General features: G+C 69.9%; 4 protein-coding genes. All 4 read left to right on the plus strand.

The features are described from left to right. On the plus strand, positions 1-1399 hold a 1399-nt coding region (locus tag AC1DYI_RS27150; RefSeq protein ID WP_477207235.1), incomplete at its 5' end, for a hypothetical protein. Positions 1400-1520: 121 nt separating this feature from the next. Then, positions 1521-2747: a sensor histidine kinase gene (locus AC1DYI_RS27155; protein ID WP_477207236.1), complete on the plus strand. Its 1227-nt coding sequence runs from the start codon at positions 1521-1523 to the stop codon at positions 2745-2747. Continuing rightward, entirely contained in the window at positions 2744-3901 is a 1158-nt protein-coding gene (locus tag AC1DYI_RS27160) for a sensor histidine kinase (protein WP_477207237.1), read from the plus strand. Before AC1DYI_RS27155 ends, AC1DYI_RS27160 begins: the two co-directional genes overlap by 4 nt. After that, a partial coding sequence (locus AC1DYI_RS27165) for a LytR/AlgR family response regulator transcription factor (RefSeq protein ID WP_477207238.1) occupies positions 3898-4622 on the plus strand: 725 nt, incomplete at its 3' end. The genes AC1DYI_RS27160 and AC1DYI_RS27165, both read left to right, overlap by 4 nt.

The raw sequence follows: 4622 nt of genomic DNA on the forward strand, positions 1-4622 counted from the left end.
GGTCATCTGCGGCCAGGTGCGCCACTGCGAAACACAGGCGCCAATCGGCGGCGTGCGGGTTCGCGCGTTCGATGTCGACTGGCTGCAAGACGATGCGCTGGGCGACGGCATGACCGACCTCACCGGCCACTTCCGCATCGACTACCTGGCGAGCGACTTCACGCCGACGATCTTCCCGTGGCTGAACCTCGAATGGACCGGCGGGCCCGACCTGTACTTCAAGGTCGAGACGCTGGGCGGCGTGCCGCTGCTGGCCGAGCCGCCATCGCGTGGCCGTGCGCCGGACCGCGAGAACGCCGGCCCCTGCTTCTGCGTCGACCTGTGCCTGAAAGAGTCGCCACCGGTGACCGAACCCGTGCCCGTCTTTGACGCGCTGGGCGGCTATCTGTACGCCAGCCAGATCGAGAGCACAGTGCCGGGCAGCGGCCTGACCGTCGGTGACCACCGCGCTTTCTTCTCGACCGTGCGGCTGAACGGCGTGCTGCCGAAGACGCTGGGCGGGTTGCCGATGGAATATCGCTTCGAGTTCCGCACCACCGATGCGCTGGGCAACCCGACCGGGCCGTGGACGGTGGTCTCGACGACCCAGTTCAGCGACACGATCATCGGCCGCATCGAGCGCCTGGTCTTCATCGGCGGCTTCTGGACGACGCTGACGCACTATGTGCACGCCGACCCGGCGAGCCCGGGTGCGGACGCCAGCCACGCGGCCATCGTCGGCGGCTGGATCCAGGTGCCGCAGTTCAGCAACGCGCTCGATGTGAACGGTTTCTTCGTGCCCAACGGCGACATGCTGCGCGTGATCACGCCGCTGCTGGTGCCCCAGCCCGCATTGAACATGGCCAACGTGATCGCCGGCGAAAGCAGCACGGCCCACGGCGCAGCGCTGGCGCAGAACAGGCACATCGCCCTGCGCATGCGGGTGCGGGCCGTCGGTCTGCCCGGCACCGAGCAAGATGCCGGCACCTGCGCCCATGTGGCGATCGAGAACACTGTCTACAACAACGTGCACAAGGGCGGCTCGTGGGCGCCGGTCGATGTGTCGGGCCAGCTGTGCGCGTGTTCGGTCGACTCGCTGCAACTGCGGGCCGGTGGCTGTGCCGGGCTCAACGCGGCGCTGGACCTGCTGTTCACCGCGGCGCACCCGAACCTGGGTTCGGTCGGCGTCAGCATGAACGGGCCGGGCGGGCCTTATGGCTTCGGCATGCCGGTGCCGGTGGACCCGACAGACCAGTTCGGCCAGGCGATCAATGGCGCGCCACCGCCGGCAGGTGGTTGGGTCTTCACCGCCCTGCCCGACTGCGCGTACATCGTCACACTGTCGGCCAACCTGCTGTTGACCACCGGTGATTCTTCGCCACTGCCGGTGCAGGACCAGATCGCGTTCTGCAAGAAGTAACCCGGCGTGACTGGCTGGGAGGGCCGTGGCCTCGGTCGCGGCCCTCCCGGCTTCATCGGGCTGCGGGCGGGTTCGTCGCTCGGCCGCCCCACAGGCGCCAACCCGGGCGGACAATTCGCCCATGACGCCAACCCCCACCGCCTTCGATGCGCCAGCCACCCGCTGGGCAGCCTTCCGGCGGGTGGTCACCCTGCCTCACGTGGCGGCGGTGTTCTACCTGGCATTCGTGTTCGCGCTCTCGCGCATCATCGGCTGGCAGACCGAGCCAGCCGAGCCGATCAAGTGGATCTTCGCGATTGCGCACTACACGCGCCAATCGATGATCAGCGCGTTCTCGATCCTGCTGTGCGCGGGCGTGGCCGAGTCGGCGCTGTTCGGCCGCAGCTGGCAGCCGACGGCGCAGTGGGTACTGCGCGGGCTGGCCGTGGCCGCCGGCACGCTGATCGGCGCCGGGCTGCGCTACGCAGTCGCCAACGCGCCCGACTACAAGGACCCGCTGGAATGGTCGTGGCTGGCCTACACCACCAGCCTGTGGTGGCTGCTGGGTTGCACCGGCTACGGCCTGCTGCACCTGGCGCTGGCCGACCGTGCCGACCGCGAGCGCCTTGCCGCGGCGCGCCAGGCACGCGAAGTGCTCGCCGCCCAGCAGATGGAGGCCGAGCTGTCGGCGCTGCAGGCGCAGATCGAGCCGCACTTCCTGTTCAACACGCTGGCGACGGTGAAGCGGCTTTACGACGTGGCCCCCGGCCGCGGCCGCGACATGCTGACCAGCCTGATCGCCTACCTGCAGTCGGCCCTGCCCGGCATGCGCCGACAGCGTGCCTGCCTGGGCGACGAGCTGGAGCGCGTGCGCCACTACCTGGTGATCTTGCAGATGCGCATGGGCGACCGCCTGCGCTTCGAGATCGCGGCGCCGCCGGCGCTGCGCGACGCCGAGATGCCGCCGATGGTGGTGGCCACGCTGGTCGAGAACGCGATCAAGCACGCGTTGTCGCCGTTGCCGGAAGGCGGCCGGCTGTGGGTCACCGCCCGCCAGACGAACGAGGGGCAGCTGGTGGTCGATGTGCGCGATGACGGGCGCGGCTTCATCGGCGCGGGCGGCAGCGGCGTGGGCCTGGCCAACACCCGTGCCCGCCTGCTGGCGCTGTACGGGCAGGCGGCTTCGCTCTCGCTCGAATCCGCCGAGCCGCGCGGCGTGCTCGCCCGAGTGACGCTGCCGCTGCGCCACGACAGTTCTGCGGCCCTGGAGCCGAGCGCGGATATGCCCACCTACATGCCCACCAGCGCGGCCTTCGGGGCCGCCGACGACTTGCCGGCAGTGCCTTCGGCCGCCCACGGTGCGCCATGAGCAGCGTGCTGGCACCTGTTCCCGCCGCCGCCCCCTCGATGCCTGCCCGCGTGCGCGACGGCCTGCGTCACCTGTGGCAGGCCTGGCTGTCGGTGCGCTGGTACGAGTTCGGCGGCTTCGTCACGCTGGGCCTGCTATACGGGGCGGTCGACCTCACCTCGCTGATCGAGCTGAAGCACTTCGACCGGCCCGAGTCGTTGTTCTGGCGCTTGCTGCTGTCGCCCGTGCTGGCCACGCTGGCGCTGCTGCCGGCCTGGCTGGCGGCCGACCGCAGCAACCCGCGCCACCCAGCGCGCACCCAGCGCCTGATGCTGGCGGCGCTGCTGGGCACGCTTTGCGCCGTGCCGTTGATGTGGGGCGTGGCCAACCTCGCGCACTGGCCCACCTACCAAGAGCTGTGCAACATGCCCAAGTGCAAGACCGAGCCGTCGCTGGTCCAGCAGTTCGTGGCTGATTTCCTCGCCACGCTGCTGCCCGGCGGGCTGGCCCTGGCGGTGATCGAGATGCTGCGCCGCCGCTGGCTTGCCGAGGCGCAGTTGCAGGTGCTGCTGAGCGAGCAGGCCTCGCTGGGCCGCCAGGCGATGGCAGCGCGGCTCGCAGCCATGCAGGCCCAGGTCGAACCGCGTTTCCTGTTCGACGTGCTCGTCGACGTGCAGCAGCAGTACGCCAAGGGCCAGAGCGACAGCGCTGCCGAGCAGCTGGAGCGCTTGATCCACCACCTGCGCGTCGCGTTGCCGCGACTGCGCGAGCACAACGTGACCACGCTGGATGCCGAAGGGGCGCTGCTGGGCAGCTACCTCGCGCTGCGGCAGGGGCTGCAGCACCAGCCGGTCGAGCTGGTCGACGAGTTGCCGCCCATGCTGCGCAGCGCCGCATTGCCCTCGATGCTGCTGCTGCCGCTGCTGCAGCGCGCCCTGCGCCTCGCCCCCGAAGGCCTGCCGCCACGCGTGGTGCTGCGGGCCCAGCGCGGCACGCTGGCCAACCCGGCCGCGCTGCAGGTCATCTTGCAGATCACCGCCACCGGACTGTGCGGCGACGATGCCGAGCTGTCGGCGCAACGCGAGCGCCTGCGCGTGCTGGCCGGTGACGCGGCCAGCCTGAAGTGCCACGACATCGACGACACCACCCGATTCACGCTGACCCTGCCTTCATGAAGCACCCCACCGCCATCGTGGCCGAAGACGAAGCCACGCTCCGCGCCGAACTGATCGAGCAGATCGGCAATCTGTGGCCCGAGCTCAGCATCGTCGGCGAGGCCGCTGACGGCGTGCAGGCGCTGCGCCTGCTCGACGAGTTGCGGCCCGACGTGATGTTCCTCGACATCCAGATGCCCGGCGCCACGGGCCTCGAGGTGGCACGCCAGGCCAGCGGCCGCAGCCGCGTGGTCTTCGTGACTGCCTACGACGAGCACGCGGTGGCTGCGTTCGACCACGGCGCGGTCGACTACCTGCTGAAGCCGCTGCAGCCGGCGCGCCTGTTCACGGCCATCAGCCGCGTCAAAGAGCGTCTGGGCGAAGCGCCGAGCGATCTGGGTGCAGTGCTGGACCGTCTGGCTGCGCTGCCGGGCGCGGCGCAAGCGCGCCAGCATCTGCGCTGGATCAATGCCTCGATCGGCCAGACGCTGAAGCTGATCACGGTCGACGAGGTGCTGTACTTCCAGGCCGACAACAAATACACCCGCGTCGCGCTGCGCGAAGGCGAAGCGCTGATCCGCAAGCCGCTGAAAGAACTGGTCGAAGAACTGGACCCGCAGCTGTTCTGGCAGATCCACCGCTCGACTCTGGTCAACGCCACCGCCATCGCCGGCGCCAGCCGCGACTTCCGCGGCCGCCTGCAGCTGAAGCTCAAAGAGCGCAACGAGCCGCTGCTGGTGGC

It is taken from the genome of Ideonella sp. P3_A4, assembly GCF_056403075.1.